Annotated in this window: 14 protein-coding genes; 11 read left to right on the top strand and 3 right to left on the bottom strand. The window is 73.9% G+C overall.

Annotated elements, in window-relative coordinates; translation table 11 throughout:
• A partial coding sequence (locus tag EAD98_RS29005) for a hypothetical protein (RefSeq protein ID WP_233584018.1) occupies positions 1 to 425 on the top strand: 425 nt, incomplete at its 5' end.
• A 55-nt stretch (positions 426 to 480) separates the two neighbouring features.
• Here the strand turns inward: EAD98_RS29005 and EAD98_RS29010 are convergent.
• Positions 481 to 5,049 (bottom strand): ATP-dependent helicase, encoded by a 4,569-nt coding sequence (locus tag EAD98_RS29010; protein WP_121657144.1) that lies wholly within the window; start codon positions 5,047 to 5,049, stop codon positions 481 to 483.
• A gap of 178 nt (positions 5,050 to 5,227) precedes the next feature.
• Here EAD98_RS29010 and EAD98_RS29015 point away from each other — a divergent pair, with 178 nt between their 5' ends.
• The 10 genes from EAD98_RS29015 to EAD98_RS29060 all read left to right on the top strand — a co-directional run bounded on the left by EAD98_RS29015 (position 5,228) and on the right by EAD98_RS29060 (position 15,541).
• Positions 5,228 to 5,614, top strand: coding sequence for a hypothetical protein (locus tag EAD98_RS29015; RefSeq protein ID WP_121657145.1), 387 nt, complete (start codon positions 5,228 to 5,230; stop codon positions 5,612 to 5,614).
• A 148-nt stretch (positions 5,615 to 5,762) separates the two neighbouring features.
• Positions 5,763 to 8,597, top strand: coding sequence for a Na+/H+ antiporter subunit A (locus EAD98_RS29020; RefSeq protein ID WP_121657146.1), 2,835 nt, complete (start codon positions 5,763 to 5,765; stop codon positions 8,595 to 8,597).
• Positions 8,598 to 8,652: 55 nt separating this feature from the next.
• Complete coding sequence (locus EAD98_RS29025; RefSeq protein WP_121657147.1) at positions 8,653 to 9,132, top strand: Na(+)/H(+) antiporter subunit C; 480 nt, start codon at positions 8,653 to 8,655, stop codon at positions 9,130 to 9,132.
• 22 nt (positions 9,133 to 9,154) lie between these two features.
• Positions 9,155 to 10,660, top strand: a complete 1,506-nt coding sequence (locus EAD98_RS29030) for a Na+/H+ antiporter subunit D (protein WP_121657148.1) — start codon at positions 9,155 to 9,157, stop codon at positions 10,658 to 10,660.
• Positions 10,657 to 11,271 carry a Na+/H+ antiporter subunit E gene (locus EAD98_RS29035; RefSeq protein WP_121657149.1) on the top strand — a complete coding sequence of 205 codons (615 nt, stop codon included), beginning with the start codon at positions 10,657 to 10,659 and terminating at the stop codon, positions 11,269 to 11,271. The genes EAD98_RS29030 and EAD98_RS29035 overlap by 4 nt, the downstream gene beginning before the upstream one ends.
• Positions 11,268 to 11,531 (top strand): monovalent cation/H+ antiporter complex subunit F, encoded by a 264-nt coding sequence (locus tag EAD98_RS29040; protein ID WP_121657150.1) that lies wholly within the window; start codon positions 11,268 to 11,270, stop codon positions 11,529 to 11,531. Before EAD98_RS29035 ends, EAD98_RS29040 begins: the two co-directional genes overlap by 4 nt.
• Entirely contained in the window at positions 11,528 to 11,890 is a 363-nt protein-coding gene (gene mnhG / locus EAD98_RS29045; protein WP_199723604.1) for a monovalent cation/H(+) antiporter subunit G, read from the top strand. The genes EAD98_RS29040 and mnhG overlap by 4 nt, the downstream gene beginning before the upstream one ends.
• Positions 11,891 to 12,074: 184 nt before the next feature.
• Complete coding sequence (locus tag EAD98_RS29050; protein WP_121657151.1) at positions 12,075 to 13,433, top strand: hemolysin family protein; 1,359 nt, start codon at positions 12,075 to 12,077, stop codon at positions 13,431 to 13,433.
• Positions 13,430 to 14,494, top strand: a complete 1,065-nt coding sequence (locus tag EAD98_RS29055) for a hemolysin family protein (protein ID WP_121657152.1) — start codon at positions 13,430 to 13,432, stop codon at positions 14,492 to 14,494. Before EAD98_RS29050 ends, EAD98_RS29055 begins: the two co-directional genes overlap by 4 nt.
• 117 nt (positions 14,495 to 14,611) lie before the next feature.
• Positions 14,612 to 15,541, top strand: coding sequence for a sporulation protein (locus EAD98_RS29060; RefSeq protein ID WP_121657155.1), 930 nt, complete (start codon positions 14,612 to 14,614; stop codon positions 15,539 to 15,541).
• Between the two features lie 10 nt (positions 15,542 to 15,551).
• On the opposite strand, the gene leuE is transcribed toward EAD98_RS29060, so the two are convergent.
• Positions 15,552 to 16,223, bottom strand: coding sequence for a leucine efflux protein LeuE (leuE, locus tag EAD98_RS29065; protein ID WP_121657153.1), 672 nt, complete (start codon positions 16,221 to 16,223; stop codon positions 15,552 to 15,554).
• Positions 16,223 to 17,449, bottom strand: a 1,227-nt coding sequence (locus tag EAD98_RS29070) for a bifunctional pyridoxamine 5'-phosphate oxidase family protein/GNAT family N-acetyltransferase (RefSeq protein WP_121657156.1), incomplete at its 5' end; no start/stop codon positions are given. The genes leuE and EAD98_RS29070, both read right to left, overlap by 1 nt.

The following is a 17,449-nucleotide window of genomic DNA, read 5'->3' on the forward strand; positions in this document are numbered from 1 at the left end:
CGGCAGCCCCGTCCAGCGCCAGCGGCGTGGCCGCCCCGCCGGCTCCGCCCGCCGGCGCCCAAGGGACGACCGAGCGCCGGCCAGCCAGCCCGCCGCCGGTGGTGCTGCCCAAGCGGCCGGCCGCGGCGCCCGGTGCGAAGCAGGTCGTCGAGGCGTTCAAGGCCGCCGGCCTGAAGGTTCCGCACCCGAAGGACCGCTCGATCGACTGTGGACCGGACGGGCTCGGCCTGGGCTGCTCCGAGCTGATCGCCACCGACGCCGTCACGGTGTACGTGTTCCCCGACGAGATCAGCGCGAGCGACATCGCGGAGACCTGGAGCGGCCAGTCGTACCGGCACGGCGCGGTGGTGCTCAACTACCTGCAGGCGAAGACCCCGGCCGCGGACCGCAGGCGCTACGAGAAGGTCCTCGCCGGCCTCCGCTGAGCACCGCGATCACCACCCGCCCCAGGGCGGCCACACCGGCAGTGACGAGAGCGGGTCAGCCGCGCAGGCGCAGGCCGCGCGGAGTGGCCCGGAAGCCGGCGGCGGTCAGGGCGTCGCGCAGCGGTGACGAGTGCACCGCCTCACCGTCGGCCCGCTCCACCGACATCGCGCCCAACGCTCCGGAGTGGACGGCGTCGGCGAGGGCCTTACCGGCCGCGGCGAGCGTGTCGGCGTCGTCGGTGAAGGAGAGCAGCGTGCGGCCGCCACGCTCCACGTAGAGCACCAGATCGCCGGCGACCTGCACCACCAGCGCGCCAGCCTTACGGCCGGCCCGGTGCCCGGTCGCCGGGGCGGCGCCGTCGCCGGAGTCGATCACCCGGTCCGGCCAGGGCAGCGCCGCGCCGTACGGGTTGGCCGGGTCGGTTGCGGCGAGCACCGTCGCCGGCCCGCCCCGGGACCGGGCACCGTCGGCCGGCTCGGCCAGCGCACGGAGTCGGTCCACCGCGCCGGGCACCGCGAACTGCGCCGCGCCCAGCCCCTCCACGAAGTAGCCGCGGCGGGCCGCGCCGCGCTCCTCCAGCGCCGACAGCACTGGATAGACCGCGGAGAACCCACCGACCACCTGCTCGGCCATGACCGCGCCGCGGGTGACCACCCCGTGCCGCTCCAGCAACACGTCGGCGAGAGCGGCGGCGCGACGGGTCGGGTCGAGGTCCCGTTCCGGTAGCCGCGACCAACGTCCGGCGACGGTCGGCGGGCCACCGCGGGTGGGCAGCGCCACCCGGCCGGGTCGTCGGTAGCGGGTGCGCGGCGCGGACGGCCGGGAACGGTGCGCCCCGCCGGCCCCGAGCACCGCGCGCAGCGGAGCGAGGGTGTCGTTGGTGAGGTGACCGGCCCAGACCAGGTCCCAGATCACCGCGGTCAGCGCGGCGTCGTCGGTCGAGGCGACCCGGTCGGCCAGTGGCCGGAAGAACAACGCCTGCCCGTCGCCGAGCGCGTCGAGCACCGCCTCGTGCAGCGGGGTCCGGGTCAGCGCCTCATCGGGCGGAGGGAGCAGCAGTGGGGCGGTGTCCGCGTACGCCAGGGTGACCCAGCCGTCGCCGCCGGAGATCGCCCCCGACCCGGCCCAGACCACCTCCCCGCTGGCGCACAACTCGTCGAGCTGGGCGGGGGAGTAGTCGGCGACCCGGCCGGGCAGCACCAGCCGCTCCAGCGCGGACGCCGGCACCGCCGCGCCCTGCAACTGCTCCACGGTGGCGGCGAGCGCCTCCACCCCTCGGGCGGACGACCCGACCTGCTGCCAGCGGGGCAGGAACGTGGCCAGCGCCCGGGGCGGCACCGGCTCGATCTCCCGCCGCAGCGCCGCGAGCGAGCGGCGGCGCAGCAGCCGCAGCACCTCCGCGTCGCACCACTGGGCGCCGGCGGAATCCGGGGTGAACTCTCCGGACACCACCCGACCGGTGGCGCCGAGCCGACGCAGCGTCTGCTCCACCACGAACACGCCGAGACCGAACCGGGCCGCGCAACTCGCGGCGGCGAACGGCCCGTGGGTACGCGCATAGCGGGCCACCAGGTCGCCGAGCGGATCGGCCACCGGTGCGAGGTACGCCTCGGCCACCCCGACCGGCAGCGCCACACCGAGCGCGTCGCGCAGCCGGGCCGCGTCCTCGACGCCCACCCAGCGCTGCTCACCGGCGATCCGGACCCGCAGCACCCGGCGGGCGGCCTCCAGCTCGGTCAACCAGGCCTCCGGCACACCCCGCTCGGTCAACTCGGCGTCGCTCAGGTCACCGAGCACCCGCAGCAGCTCGACGACGTCCTCCGCATCGCGGGGGCGGCGTTGCTCGGTCAGCCACCGCAGCTGCCGCTCGGTCTCGGTGAGCACGGCCGGATCGAGCAACTCGCGCAGGTCGACCCGGCCGAGCAGCTCACCGAGGAGCGTGGAGTCCAGGGCCAGCGCGGCAGCGCGCCGCTCGGCCAGCGGGGCGTCGCCCTCGTAGAGGAACGCACCGACGTAACCGAAGAGCAGCGACCGGGCGAACGGGGACGGCGCGCTGGTCTCGACCTCGACCAGCCGCACCTTCCGGGCGGCCAGGTCGCGCATCAGCCCGGCCAGCGCCGGCTGGTCGAAGACGTCCTGGAGGCACTCCCGGGCGGCCTCCAGGGTGACCGGGAAGTCGGCGTACTCGCGGGCCACGTCGAGCAGCTGCGCGGCACGTTGCCGCTGCTGCCAGAGCGGCTGTCGGCGACGCGGGTCGCGGCGGGGCAGCAGCAGCGACCGGGCGGCGCACTCCCGGAACCGGGCGGCGAAGAGCGCGGAGGTGCCCACCGACTCCTCGACCAGCTGGGCGATCTCGTCGGGCTCGAAAACCACCACGTCGGCGCCGGGTGGCTCGTCGGCCGTGTCCGGCAGCCGCACCACGATGCCGTCGTCGGAGGGCATCACCTGGGCGTCCACCCCGTACCGCTCGGCCAGCCGGCGGCCCACGGCGAGGGCCCACGGCCCGTTGACGCGGGCGCCGAGGACGCTGTGCACGGCCAGTCGCCAGTCGCCCAGCTCGTCGCGGAACCGTTCGACCACGATCGTGCGGTCGTCCGGCAGCGATCGGGTGGCCTCGCGCTGCTCGCGCAGGTAGGCCATCAGGTTGGCGGCGGCCCAGTCGTCCAGCCCGCCGTCGCGCAACGCGGCCAGCGCCGCCTCGTCGCTCTGCCGTAGCAGGGTGCGCACCCGGGCGCCGATGGCCCGGCCGAGCTCCACCGGCCGGCCCAGCTGGTCGCCCTTCCAGAACGGCATCCGGGCAGCCTGCCCCGGGGCCGGCGAGACCAGCACCCGGTCGGGGGTGATCTCCTCGATCCGCCAGGAGGAGGAGCCGAGCAGGAACACGTCGCCGACCCGCGACTCGTAGACCATCTCCTCGTCCAGCTCGCCGACCCGCGCGGCCCGCTCTGCCCCGGCCAGGAAGACGCCGAACAGGCCCCGGTCGGGGATGGTGCCACCGCTGGTCACCGCGAGCCGCTGCGCGCCGGGCCGGCCGGTCAGCACGTCGGTGGTCCGGTCCCAGACGAGCCGGGGCCGCAGCTCGGCGAAGGCGGTGGACGGGTAGCGGCCGGAGAGCATGTCGAGCACGGCGTGCAGCGCGGAGTCGGGCAACTCGGCGAACGGCGCGGCGCGGCGGACCAGCACGGCCAGATCACCGAGGCGCCACGGCTCCAGTGCCACCATCGCGACGATCTGCTGGGCCAGCACGTCCAGTGGGTTGCGCGGGTAGTGCAGCTCCTCGATCGCGCCGTCGGTCATCCGCTCGGCGACCACCGCGCAGGAGAGCAGGTCGCCCCGGTGCTTCGGGAAGACCACCCCGCGGGAGACCGCGCCCACCTGGTGCCCGGCCCGGCCGACGCGTTGCAGGCCGGCGGCCACGCTCGGCGGCGCCTCGATCTGCACCACCAGGTCGACCGCGCCCATGTCGATGCCCAGCTCCAGGCTGGAGGTGGCCACCACCGCCGGGAGCTGGCCCGACTTGAGCGCCTCCTCGATGTGCTTGCGCTCCTCCCGGGAGACGCTGCCGTGGTGTGCTCTGGCGATCACCGGCGTCGCTCCGGTGGCCGCGCCGGACTGGGCCATCACCTCCGCCGGTTGCCGGTTGTGGACCGGACCGGCCGGGCCATCCGCCGCCTCTTCGGCCGCCAGCTCGTTGAGTCGCGCACAGAGCCGTTCGGCGCTGCGCCGGGAGTTGGTGAAGACGATGGTCGAGCGGTGCTCGCCGATCAGCGAGAAGACCCGCTCCTCGACGGCCGGCCAGATCGAGGCGCGGCGCGGCCCGGGGCCGCCGAGGTCGTCCTCCGGTGGCGGCTCCTGCTCGTCCAGGCGGGTCATGTCCTCCACCGGCACCTGCACGCTGACCTCGATGGTCTTCGCGGTGGCCGGCTGCACGACGTCGACCGGTCGGGCGCCGCCGAGGAACCGGGCGCAGGCGTCGATCGGCCGGACCGTGGCGGAGAGGCCGATCCGTTGGGCCGGCGCGGGCAGCAGCTCGTCGAGGCGTTCCAGCGAGAGCGCGAGGTGGGCGCCGCGCTTGCTGCCGGCCACCGCGTGCACCTCGTCGACGATCACCGTCTGGACGCCGCGCAGTGAATCCCGCGCGGCGGAGGTGAGCAGTAGGAACAGCGACTCGGGCGTGGTGATGAGGATGTCCGGTGGGGTGCGGGCGAAGGCTCGTCGCTCGTCGGCCGGGGTGTCGCCGGTGCGCATGCCGACGGTGATGTCGGGCGGGGTGACGCCGAGCCGGGTCGCCGCCTGCCGGATGCCGGCCAGCGGAGCGCGCAGGTTGCGCTCGACGTCGACGGCGAGCGCCTTGAGCGGGCTGACGTAGAGCACCCGGCAGCGCTGCCGGGCCTCGGCCGGGGCGGGCTCGCGGGCCAGCCGGTCGAGGGACCAGAGGAAGGCCGCGAGCGTCTTGCCGGAGCCGGTGGGCGCCACCACGAGGGCGTTGCGGCCGGCGGCGACCGATCGCCAGGCGCCGACCTGGGCGGCGGTGGGGGCGGCGAAGGCGGCGTCGAACCAGGCACGGGTGGCCGGGCCGAACCCGGCCAGCACCCCGGCCGTGTCTGCGTCTGCGCCGGTCACCGGTCCATCGTGCCCCGCGGGTACGACAACGACGAGCGGCCCGCGGCGAAACGTGTCCGACTCGGAGTCATAAGCACTGGATGCGCGCTTAATGCGTTAAGTCTCACTTAACTGCTTGCTTGTGAGGAGCAACATAAAGTAACTTCACTCGCAACGCGAACCGGGGTGGGGGGATCGGATGGCCGGCGAGCAGCGGAATGTCGAACCCGGCACCGACGTGCTGATCCGCAAGGTCGACAGCCACCTCGCCACGCTCCGGGGCGGCCTGCACGGGCCGGAGCTGGAACTCGCCGAACGCCTCGCCCGCTGCCTACGTGAGCTGGTCATCTCCACCGCGCAGGCCAGCGCCGCCGACCGCGGCCAGGTGCGCGTCGCCGTCCACTACTTCGTGCTGCGCCGGGAGAGCCGCGGTCGACTGCTCTCGGTGCGGTCGCTGGCCGCCGCGGAGCGCGTGGTCGACAAGGTCGCCCGCCAGCTCGGTCGCGTCGACCTGCTGGCCGAGCTGCGCCGCGACCGCCCCGCCCCCGACGACGCGCTGCCCGTCGGGGACGCCCTGCTGCGCTGACGCCGGCCGCGGCTCGCCCGTCGGCCCCGCGCGCCCGCCTGCCGCGAACGAATTCCGGCAAAACGGCCCGAGGGGCGACGAACTGGCGTCTGATCGCTGCTAGGCGCCACCGCTGCACGGGCGTCGGCCACCTCGACCGGGAGCGCGGGTGCTGGTACTACTCATCCTCCATCTCGTGGCGGCACTCCTCGCGCCGCTGCTCGTGCGGTGGTGGGGTCCCCGTGCGTGCTACCCGCTGGCGCTGGCGCCGGCCGCCGCGTTCGGCTGGGCGGTGGCCCGTACCCCCGCCGTCGGCCAGGGCGGGGCGGTGGTCGAGACGTACCCGTGGATCCGGCAGCTGGACCTCGACATCGCGCTGCGGCTCACCACGCTGTCCTGGCTGATGACCATGCTGATCGGCGGCGTGGGCGCGCTGGTGCTGATCTACTGCGCCCGGTACTTCACCGCCGGCTCGATCGGGCTGGCGCGGTTCGCCGCGGTCCTGGTCGCCTTCGCCGGAGCGATGCTCGTCCTGGTCTTCGCCGACGACCTGCTGCTGCTCTACGTCGGCTGGGAGCTGACCACGATCTTCTCGTACCTGCTGATCGGGCACAGCACCGAACGGCGGTCCAGCCGGTGGGCGGCCGCGCAGGCGCTGACGGTCACCACGCTGGGCGGGCTGGCCATGCTGGTCGGGTTCATCCTGCTGGGCGAGCACGCGGGCAGCTACCGCTGGTCGGAGATCGCCGCACAGCCGCTGCCCGGTGGCGGCTACCTGGTCATCGCCGTGCTGCTGATTCTGGCCGGCGCGCTGTCCAAGTCGGCGGTGCTGCCGTTCAGCTCCTGGCTGCCGGTCGCGATGGCGGCACCCACGCCGGTCAGCGCCTACCTGCACGCGGCCGCCATGGTCAAGGCCGGCGTCTACCTGGTCGGGCTGCTCGCGCCGGTGCTGGCCGTGATCGGCCCCTGGCGACCCGTGGTGCAGGTCGCGGGCCTGGCCACCATGCTGGTCGGCGGCTGGGCGGCGCTGCGGCAGACCGACCTGAAGCTGCTGCTGGCGTACGGGACGATCAGCCAGCTCGGCCTGCTGGTCGTGGTGACCGGGTCCGGCACGCCGGACGCCGCGCTGGCCGGTACGGCGATGCTGCTGGCGCACGCGCTGTTCAAGGCGGCGCTGTTCCTGGTCGTCGGCGTCATCGACCACGGCGCCGGCACCCGCGACCTGCACGAGTTGTCCGGGCTGCGGCACTGGTCCCGACCTTTGTTCGTGGTCGCGGTGCTGGCCGCGGCGTCGATGGCCGGTGTGCCGCCGTTGGTCGGCTTCGTGGCCAAGGAGGCGGTCTTCGCGGCATTCACCGACCGGCCGGTGCTCCTCGCCGGTCTCGTCGCCGGAACGGTGCTCACCGTCGCGTACAGCGCCCGCTTCGTCTGGGGCGCGTTCGCCGACCGGCCGGGCGTGGCGCCGGTCCAGCCGGACCCGATCGCCGGGTCACTGCTGATCCCACCGGCGGTGCTGGCCGGCGTCGGGTTGCTCGCCGGCCCGGCTGCCGGACTGCTGGACGGCCTGCTGCGCCCGTACGCCGATCTGTTCGGCGACGTCCACGCCCACCTCGCGCTCTGGTCCGGACCGACCCCGGCGCTCGGCCTGTCCGCGCTGGCGCTCGCCGGCGGCGGCCTGCTCTTCGCGCTGCGCGGGCCGCTCGCCCCGATGCTGGCCCGGCTCCGCTGGCCGGTCAACGGCAACCAGGGCTACGAGTGGGTCGTGGGCCGGTTCGACCGGCTGGCCATCGAGGTCACCGGGGCGACCCAGCGCGGTTCCCTGCCGCAGTATCTGGGCGTCATCCTGGTCGCCCTGGTGCTGCTGCCCGGCGGGGCGATGCTCGCCGTCGGTCCCTGGCAGGCCCGGATCCCGCTCTGGGACAACCCGCTGCAACCGGTGGTCGTGCTGGTGATCGGGGTGGCCGCGGTGCTGGCGGTCGGCGCCCGCCGCCGGCTGACCGCGATGCTGCTGGTGGGGGTGACCGGCTACGGCAGCGCCATGCTCTTCGTCCTGCACGGCGCGCCCGACCTCGCACTCACGCAGTTCCTGGTGGAGACCGCGACCATCGCGGTCTTCGTGCTGGTGCTGCGCCGCCTGCCCAACCGGTTCTCGGCCCGCCCGCTGCGCCGCAGCCGGTGGGCGCGCCGGGCGATCGGGGTGGCGGTGGGCGTGGTGGCCGCCGGGCTGGCCCTCGTCGCCGCCGGCGCCCGCCGGGCGCCGGACATCTCCGCCGTCTTCCCGGACCTGGCGGTGGCCCAGGGGTACGGCCGCAACGTGGTCAACGTGACCCTGGTCGACATTCGAGCCTGGGACACCATGGGTGAGCTGGCGGTGCTGGTGGTGGCGGCGACCGGGGTCGCGAGCCTGATCTTCGAGCGGTCCCGCACCGGGCCCCGGCCGCGCCGGCCGGAGTCGGCCGGCCCGGCGAACCAGACCGACCGGCCGGTGTGGCTGCGCGGCGGCCCCACGCTGGACGAGGAGCGCCGCTCCATCGTGCTGGAGGTGGTCATCCGGCTGATCTTCCACACCGTGGTGCTCTTCTCCCTGTTCCTGCTCTTCTCCGGGCACAACGCGCCGGGCGGAGGCTTCGCCGGCGGGCTGGTGGCGGGCCTCGCCCTGGTGGTCCGCTACCTGGCCGGCGGCCGGTACGAGCTGGCGGAGGCCGCACCGGTCGGCGCCGGCACGGTCCTCGGCGCCGGGCTGGCCCTGTCGGTGGGTACGGGCGTGGTGGCGCTGCTGGCGGGCGGATCGGTGCTGGAGAGCGCGAAGGTCGACCGGTCCCTACCGCTGGTCGGCGACGCGCACCTGGTCACCTCGCTCTTCTTCGACATCGGCGTGTACCTGGTCGTGATCGGGCTGGTGCTGGACATCCTGCGCAGCCTCGGGGCCGAGGTGGACCGGCACATCGAGGCGGCCGGACCCGCCACGGGCGGGCTCACCGTCGGCAAGGGGGACCGGCCGTGAGCGCGAGGAGTGAGCCGGTTCTGCGAGCCCCGCAGTCGCGAACACAGGTGGCACCGTGACCGACAGCGGCGCCGGGCCCGTGCTGGTGCTGGTGCTCGCCGTCGGGGTGCTGGTCGGTTGCGGGGTGATCCTGCTGCTGGAGCGCAGTCTGACCCGGATCCTGCTCGGCGTGATCCTGATCGGCAACGGAGTCAATCTGCTGATCCTGCTGGGCGGTCGTTCCGGTGGGGCGCCGATCGTCGACACCGGCCCGGTGGACCGGATGAGCGACCCGCTGGCGCAGGCCATGGTGCTGACCTCCATCGTGATCACCTTCGGGTTCACCGCGTTCCTGCTCGCCGTGGCGTACCGCAGCTGGTACCTCAGCGGCGACGACGAGGTGCCCGACGATCTGGAGGACCGGCAGATCGTCAGCCGGGCCGAGCGCAACGACGTGGGCACCGTGGACCTCGGCGGGGAGGGCCCGGACGGCGACCCGGAGCAGGTCGATCCCGAGCCCGCCCGACGCCGGCTGCGGCGCGGGGAAGAGGCGTGATGGCCGGGCCGTGGGGGACGCGATGAGCCGGCTGCTGCCCCTGCCGGTGGTGCTGCCGCTGCTCGGCGCGGCGCTGACTCTGCTGCTGGCCGCCCGGCCCCGGCTCCAACGCGGGGCCAGCGTGCTCTGCCTGAGCGGCACCCTGACCGTGGCGCTGCTGCTGCTGGTGCAGGCGTACCGGCACGGGCCGGTGGTGATGGCGATCGGGGGCTGGCCGGCGCCGGTCGGCATCGTCCTGGTCGCCGACCAACTCGCCGCGCTGATGCTGGTGGTCTCCTCGGCGGTCATCCTCTGCGTGCTGCTGTACTCGATCGGCCAGGGCCGCAGCGAGATCGGCGAGACCACACCGGTGGTCATCTTCCACCCGACGTATCTGGTGCTCACCGCCGGCGTCACCAACGCGTTCCTCGCCGGTGACCTGTTCAACCTCTTCGTCGGCTTCGAGATCCTGCTGGCCGCCAGCTTCGTGCTGATCACCCTCGGCGGCACCGAGATCCGCATCCGCACCGGATCGACGTACGTGGTGGTCAGCATCCTCTCCTCGATGATCTTCCTGGCCGGGGTGGGGCTGGTGTACGCGGCCACCGGCACGCTCAACCTGGCCCAACTCGCCCAGCGCCTCGACGACCTGCCCGCCGGTGTCCGGCTGACCCTGGAACTGATGCTGCTGCTCGCGTTCGGCATCAAGGCGGCGGTCTTCCCGCTCTCGGCCTGGCTGCCGGACAGCTACCCCACGGCGCCCGCGCCGATCACCGCGGTCTTCGCGGGGCTGCTGACCAAGGTGGGCGTCTACGCGATCATCCGCACCGAGACGCTGCTCTTTCCGGGTGGGCAGGCCGACGAGCTGCTCATGGTCGTCGCCGGGCTGACCATGGTGGTCGGCATCCTGGGCGCCGTGGCCCAGTCGGACATGAAGCGGCTCTTCTCGTTCACCCTGGTCAGCCACATCGGTTACATGATCTTCGGAGTGGCGTTGAGCACCGTGGCCGGGCTCTCCGGCGCGATCTTCTACGTGGTGCACCACATCACCATTCAGACCACGCTGTTCCTGGTCGCCGGGTTGGTCGAGGAGCGGGCCGGCAGTACCGACCTGCGGCGTCTCGGCGGGCTGGCCCGGATCGCGCCGCTGCTCGGCGTGCTGTTCTTCGTCCCGGCGATGAACCTCGCCGGCGTGCCACCGTTCTCCGGCTTCCTCGGCAAGCTCGGGCTACTCCAGGCCGGGGTGGCGGCCGGCGGGCCGCTGCCCGCGGTGCTCGTCGGGGCCGGCACGCTGACCAGCCTGCTCACCCTCTACGTGGCCTCCCGGGTGTGGAACATCGCCTTCTGGCGGTCGCCCCAGCTGGACACCACCGAGCCGGCCGTCCGGCTGCCCGCGCTGATGGTCGGGGCCACGATGGCGCTGGTCGCGTTCGGGTTGGTGCTGACCGTGTTGGCCGGTCCGCTCTTCGAGGTCACCGCCGACGCGGCCACCGACCTGCGCTCGCGTACCCCGTACGTGCGGGCCGTGCTGCCGGGTGGCACACCGTGACCGACCCGACCGGCACGGCCCCGGGCGGCGCCGACGAGCCGGCCGCGCCACGGCGGCGCCGGCTCGGACGCTGGCGGGACCAGGCACTGGCGCTCGGCTGGCTGGTGGTGGTCTGGAGCCTGCTGTGGGGCGAGGTCAACTGGGCGAACCTGGCCGGAGGCCTGGTGGTGGGAGGCGCGGTGCTGCTGTTCTTCCCGCTGCCGGCGGTCACGTTCGCCGGCCGGCTGCGCCCTCGCGCGCTGCTGGGGTTCGCGTTCCGGTTCGCCACCGAACTGGTCGGCGCGAGCCTGCACGTGGCCCGGATCGCGGTACAGCCCGGCTACCGACCCCGCGGGGCGATCATCGGGGTGCGGCTGCGGGTGCCCACCGACCTGAACCTGGCGCTCACCGCGGAGGCGGTCTCGCTGGTGCCCGGCACGCTGATCCTCGAGGTGGACCGGGATTCCGGAACCCTCTACCTGCACGTGCTGGACACCCACGGGCCGGCGGACCTGACCCTGGCCCGGGAGCGCACCCTCGCCGTCGAGCGGCGGATCGTCCGGGCGGTGGGCTCCGCCGCCGAACTGCGCCGCGTCGAGACCGATCCTGTCGAGAAGGGAAACCTCCCGTGATCACGTTTCTGGCCGTCGTCCTCACCACCCTGCTGTCGGTGACCGCGCTGCTCGCGCTGACCCGGCTCTACCGGGGCCCGTCGCTGCTGGACCGGGTGATCGCCGCGGACATGCTGCTCGCCACCATGGTCGGCGCGGTGGGCGCCGAGGCGGCGGTCAACCGGCACGCCACGACGCTGCCCGTCCTGGTGGTGCTCTCCCTGCTCGGCTTCGTCGGCTCGGTGTCACTGGTCCGCTTCGCCGTCCGGGAGCAGGCATGATCGGGACGATCGCCGACTGGCTCGGCGCCGGGTGCCTGGTGGCCGGCGCGCTGCTCGCCCTGGCCGCCGGGATCGGCGTGCTGCGCTTTCCGGACACGCTGTCCCGGATGCACGCGGCCACCAAACCGCAGGTGCTCGGGGTGCTCCTGCTGCTGCTCGGCATCATGCTGCGGCAGCGGTCGAGGGCGGACCTCGGCATGATCCTGCTGGTGGCGGTCTTCCAACTGGCCACCGCGCCGGTCGCGGCACAGATGATCGGCCGGGCGGCGTACCGGGCCGGCCGGCTCGATCGGGGCCTGCTCGACGCGGATGAGCTGGCCGAACGGGGGCCGGGCGGCGGGACGGCGGGACCGGGGTGACGGCCCGGGCCCGCCGCTGGGGAACCGGACGATCGGCGCCTTCGGCCCACCCTCAGCGGAGTCCCAGCCAGCGCCGATAAAATGAGGGCATGATCGACTCGTCTGCCCAGGAGGGCAGCAGTAGCCAGCCGGGTCATGCCCGGCATAGTCCCGTTCCGACGACCCCGGGAGCCCTGAGCGACCCGTGTTGATCGTCGTCGGTCTCCTTCTGATCATCGTGCTCACCGCCGCCACCGGTTACTTCGTGGCGCAGGAGTTCGGCTATGTCGCCGTCGACCGTGGCAAGCTCCGCCAGCTCGCCGATGACGGCGACGCGGCCGCCGCCCGGGCCCTGACCGTCACCAGCCGGCTCTCCTTCATGCTCTCCGGTGCGCAGCTCGGCATCACCGTCACCGCGCTGTTGGTCGGGTACGTCGCCGAGCCGTACCTCGGTGGCGGCCTCGCCGACCTGTTCGGCCTCGCCGGCGTCGGCGACGCGGTCAGCCTGCCGCTGTCGGTGGCCCTGGCGCTCGTCATCGCCACCGTGGTCCAGATGGTCCTCGGTGAGCTGGCCCCGAAGAACCTGGCCATCGCCCGGGCCGAGCCGCTGGCCCGGGTGCTGAGCCGGTCCACCCTGATGTACCTCGCCGTCGCCGGGCCGGTGATCCGGCTCTTCGACCGCGCGTCGGTGCGGCTGCTCCGGCGGTTCGGCATCGAGCCGATCGAGGAGCTGCCCAGCGGCGCCACCCCGGCCGACCTGGAACAGATCATCGCCGAGTCCCGCGAGGAGGGCAGCCTGGACGCGGAGATGTCCACGCTGCTCGACCGGGGGCTGGATTTTCGCGAGCTGACCGCCGGCGAGGCCATGGTGCCCCGCGTCGACGTGCACACCGTACGGGCGCACGAGCCGGTGAGCCGCGTGGTCGAGCTGCTGGACACAGGCCACTCCCGGTTCCCGGTGCGCGGCGCGGAGGGCGTCGACGACCTGATCGGTGTCGTCGGCATCGCCGACGTGCTCGGCGTACCGCCGGGGGAGCGGGCGACCACCCCGGTGAGCGCGGTGGCCGGGCCGCCGTTGCTGGTGCCGGAGACGTTGCCGTTGCCGACGGTGCTCGACCGCCTGCGGTCCGGGCATCGGCAGATGGCCTGCGTGGTCGACGAGTACGGCGGCTTCGCCGGCGTGATCACGCTGGAGGACATCGCCGAGGAGCTGGTCGGCCCGATCCGGGACGAGGACGACCCACCGGAGCGGGCGCCCGCCCGGCAGGACGACGGGTCCTGGGTGGTGCCGGCCCGCTGGCGGATCGACGAGGTCGCCGACAGCACCGGCATCGCGCTGCCCGAGGCCCCGGAGTACGACACCCTCTCCGGCCTGGTCATGCGGGAGCTGGGCCGGGTGCCCGAGGTCGGCGACCGGCTGGAGATCAGCCTGCTGCCCGAGGGCGCCGACGCCGAGGACGGCGAGGCGGAACCCCGGGCGCTGGTCGAGGTGCTGGCCGTGGACCGGCACGTGGCCGACTCCGTGCGGTTGCAGTTGACCGAGCCGGGCGAGGTGCCCGCATGAGCCCCGGCATCGCGCTGTTCAGCTCGGTGATCCTGCTGGCGTTGAACGGGTTCTTCGTGGCCGCCGAGTTCGCCCTGGTGGCCAGCAAGCGGTACCGCCTGGAGCAGGCGGCGGCGAGCGGCGGCCGAGCGGCCCGGGCCGCGCTGGACGGCGTCCGCGAGTTGTCGCTGATGCTGGCCGGCGCCCAGCTCGGCATCACCCTGTGCACCCTGGGGCTCGGTGCGTTGGCCGAGCCGGCGATCGAGCACCTGCTCAGCCCGCTGCTGCACGCGGTGGGGCTGCCGGACGCGGCCAGCCACCTGATCGCCCTGATCTTCGCCCTCGGGTTGGTCACCTTCCTGCACCTGGTGGTGGGGGAGATGGCGCCGAAGTCGTGGGCGATCACGGACGCGGAGCGCTCGGCGACGCTGCTCGCGCTGCCGTTCCGCGCCTTCGCCCGGGTGGCCCGGCCGGTGCTCTCCGCGCTGAACGCGCTGGCCAACGCGATCCTGCGGCTGTTCGGGGTCAACCAGCAGGATCAGCTGGCCCAGGTGCACGGCCCGGACGAGCTGCGGATGCTGCTGGAGCAGTCCCGTGAACACGGGCTGCTCGGCGCCGAGCAGCACCAACTGCTCACCAGCATGTTGGAGTTGCAGGGCACGTCGGTGGCGCAGGTGATGGAGCCGTTCTCCACCATGGTCACCGTCCGTCGGGACGACCCGGCCGAGCGGATCGAGCAGGTCAGTCGGGACAGCGGCCGGTCCCGGCTGGCGGTGCTGGACGCGGCCGGCGACGTCTGCGGCCTGGTGCACGTGCGGGAGGCGGTGCGGGTGGTCACCACCGGGCGCGTCGCCACCGCCGGTGAGCTGATGACGCCCGCGTTCACGCTGCCCGCGACGTCCACGGTCACCGAGGCGGTGGCCGCGATGCGCGCCCGGCAGTCCCAGCTCGCGCTGGTCCGCAACGGCGGCGGCCCGGCCCGGCCGATCGGCTTCGTCGCCCTGGAGGACCTGCTGGAGGAGGTCATCGGCGAGTTCGACGACGAGACCGACACGGTGCCGCGCGGGCGACGGTTGCGCTGAACCGGAGGGGTGGTCCCTCTTCGCGGAAGTCGAGGTGACCGAGGCCGGGGTCCGCGACAGTTGAGGTGGCCTCGTCGGGGCTGGTGTGGCTGGAAGCGTGGCCTGGTGGGGGGCGCGGTGCGGCTGACGGGGGTGTCCCGGGAGTCCGGCTGGACCGGGCTGTCCGTGCAGACCACGCTTCCCAACCCGAGCACCCGTCCGGGCCTGCGCCTGCCGGGGCGGGTGACGTTGGCGGCGGGGCCGGACGACGTCCTGGTGCGGCACATCCGGCTCGGCCTGGTCACCACGGTCGAGCCGGACGATCCGGCCGCCGCCAAGCGGCTGGTGCAGTTCTTTCAGCTGCCGATCGCCGGCCGGTTCGTCGTACCGGCCGGTCGGCGGCGGGCGGTCGACTTCGCGTTGCCGCTGCCGTGGGAGACCCCGGTGACCATCTTCGGTGCGGTGCCGCTGCTGAGCCTGCGGATGGGGCTGCGTACCGAGGTCTCCGTCGACCCGGAGCTGGATCAGGGGGCGATGGTGCCGGTCTTCGTGCACCCGATCCCGACTCAGCAGCACGTGCTGGCGGCGTTGGAGACCCTGGGTTTCATGATCCGCCAGGCCGGGTTGCAGGAGGGTGGGCTGCCCGGGGTGGCGCACACCCTGCCGTTGCACCAGCGGTGGGGGTACTGGGTGGCGCCGCTCTACGCCGGCCCGATCACCGAGCTGGAGGTGATCTTCGTGACCAACTCGGCGGGCCTGGAGGCGATCTTCTGGCTGGACCGCCGGCTCGCGCTGGCCGGGATCACCCACCAGAGCATCAGCCGGTTCCGGATCTGGCACGCGGGCGCCGACCGGCGGGACTGGGTCGCCACCGTGGACGGCTGGCTGCGTCAGGCGATCAACCGGCACGCCGCGGCGGCGGCGCACGCCGACTGGTCCGCTCAGCTCAACGAGTCCCCCCACGTCAGTCGCCACCCCGACGAGCCGGTCCGGCCCGGCTACGGCCTCGGCGGCACCGCCGGCGCCGCCGGGGTCGGTGGCGGTGGAGGCGGGGGTGACGGCACCTGACCCGGACGGGTCAGCCGGCGCTGGCGGTGGCCAGTTTGAGGCTGAAGGCGAGAAAGAGCGCGGCGACGGCGGTGGTGCCGCCGGCGGCGAGGCGGCGACGCTGGCGGAACTGCGCGGCCAGGAAGGTGCCCGCGAAGATCAACGCGGTCAGGTAGATCGCGCTGGTCGCCTGGGCGATCAGCCCGAGCAGCAGGAACGACAGCGCCGGCCAGGCGTAGCCGGGGTCGACGAACTGGATGAAGAACGAGATGAAGAACAGGATCGCCTTCGGGTTCAGCAGGCTGATCACCAGCGCCTTGCGGAACGGGCTGCGCATCGCCGCCGGCTCCGCGGCGTCGATGAGCCGCGGCGTGCTCGGGTCGTTGCGGTCGCGCCAGCGTCGCCAGGCGCCGCGCAGCATGGTCACCCCGACATAGGCCAGGTACGCGGCGCCGGCGTACTTGATCACCAGGAACAACGGTGGGTACGCCTTGAGCACCGACGCCACCCCGGCGGCGGAGAGGAACATCAGCACCCAGTCGCCGACGAACACCCCACCCGCGGCCCGGTAGCCCGCCCCCACGCCCCGCTTTGCCGCGGTGGAGAGCACGAAGAGCGAGTTCGGCCCGGGCAGCAGAATGATCGCCACGGTGCCCAGCACGTACGTCCAGATGTCGGTGATCCCCAGCACGCCCGCCATCATCACGCCACCGGTGCCGTCCGGCGAAGCCTTTCCCGCAGCCGGAGCTGTGCGTTCGGCCACTCGTCGACGGTCATCGCGTACTGCACGGTGTCCCGCCAGGAGCCGTCCGGGCGCTGCCGGTGCATGCGCAGCACCCCTTCCCGGGTGGCGCCGAGCCGCTCGATGGCGGCCTGCGAGCGTTCGTTGCGGATGTCGGTGTGCCAGGCGACCCGCACCGCGCCCAGCTCGTCGAAGGCCCGGGTGAGCAGCAGCAGCTTCGCCTCGGTGTTGATCCCGGTACGCCACCACGGCCGGCCGAGGAACGTGTGCCCGATCGCCACCGCCCGCCGTTCCGGGTCGATCTCGTAGTAGGAGGTGGTGCCGACCACCGCCCCGGTCACCGCGCAGCGCTGCACCCAGGGCACCCGCTCGCCGCGGTGCTGGGCGGCCAGCGCGGCGGCGATCACCTCGGCGGTCCCGGCCGGCGTGGTCGGCAGCGCCACGTTGAGGTGGCGCCAGACCTCCGCGTCGGCGGTGGCGGTGTGCAGCTCGTCGGCGTGTGCCAGGTCCAGCGGCTCCAGCCGGACGTGCTCGCCGGCCATCGCGGCCGGGTCGTGCCAGGGCGTGCGGGCCGTCCGCAGGTACGCCGGCAGCGGCGCGGTGACCCCGGCGGCTGTTTCCGGCAGGCCGGGGGTGAGCCGCAGCGGCAGCACGCCGGCCCAGTGCGGCAGGTGCAGGTCGGCCTCGTCCTCGCGGACCCCGCCGGTGCGGGCCCGGACCGACACCTCGCGCAGGGGCAGCGCCAGCACGGCGGTCTCGGCCAGCTCCCGCCGGTTGGGCGGGCGGCTGGCCGCGCTGCGTCCCGCGCCGACCTTCTCCACCAGCGCGGTCAGCATGGCGGTCTTCTCCCGCTCGTCGGTGACCAGGCGGGCGGTGCCGAGCGCGACCACCGAGCGGTAGTTGGCGCTGTGGTGGAACTGGGAGCGGGCGTAGACGAGCCCGTCGAGCAGCGTCACGGTGACGCAGACCGGCAGCCCGTCGCCCCGGGCGGCGAGCAGTGGCCGGCTGCCGGTGGAGCCGTGCAGGTAGAGCGTGTCGCCGATGCGCACGTGCAGGGTGGGCAGCACCCGCGGCTGACCGTCGACGGTGAACCCGAGCGCGCAGTGGTACGCCTCGTCGAGCACGGCGTGCGCGGCGGCCCGGTCGTAGCTCATCCGGTCGCGGGAGCGGGTGGGGGTGGTCCGGGC

Source organism: Micromonospora sp. CV4 (assembly GCF_003667455.1).
Taxonomy (GTDB): domain Bacteria; phylum Actinomycetota; class Actinomycetes; order Mycobacteriales; family Micromonosporaceae; genus Micromonospora.